Source organism: Xenorhabdus entomophaga, from assembly GCF_037996725.1.
Taxonomy (GTDB): domain Bacteria; phylum Pseudomonadota; class Gammaproteobacteria; order Enterobacterales; family Enterobacteriaceae; genus Xenorhabdus; species Xenorhabdus khoisanae.
Window position 1 is genome coordinate 1 of record NZ_JBBMXH010000320.1, and the last position, 536, is coordinate 536.

Genomic DNA, 536 nt, shown 5'->3' on the forward strand with positions numbered 1-536 from the left:
GGCAATGCCCGGCGATCCAGTTTACCATTCGGCGTCAACGGGAATTCATCCAGACGGACAAAAGCCGCCGGCACCATATAATCAGGCAAGATTGCGCTTAAGTGGGCACGCAGGTTGTTGATTAATCCATCATCTGCTTGCGCTACTATATAGGCGACCAGCCGTTTGTCCTGCCCGTCACCCAGCACCAGCACCGCAGCCCCACGCACCGCAGGGTACTCCTTCAACCGAGTTTCAATTTCCCCCGGTTCAATCCGGAAACCACGGATTTTGACCTGTTGATCATTACGACCAAAGAATTCCAGATTGCCATCCGGCAGGTAGCGGGCCAAATCTCCGGTTCGATACATGCGTGCATCCGGCTGATCACTAAAAGGATCAAGCAGGAAGCGTTCAGCGGTGAGTTCAGGGCGATTAAGATAACCACAGGCCACGCCGTCTCCACCAATATAAATCTCACCGATCGCCCCCAGTGGCACGGGTTCGCCATAAGCGTTCAACAAATAGAGGCGTGTGTTAGCGATTGGCCGACCAAT

General features: G+C 53.9%; 1 protein-coding gene. It reads right to left on the minus strand.

The window, feature by feature from the left end; genetic code table 11:
- Window positions 1-536, minus strand: a 536-nt coding sequence (locus tag AAC854_RS22975; protein ID WP_340619111.1) for an AMP-binding enzyme, incomplete at both ends; no start/stop codon positions are given.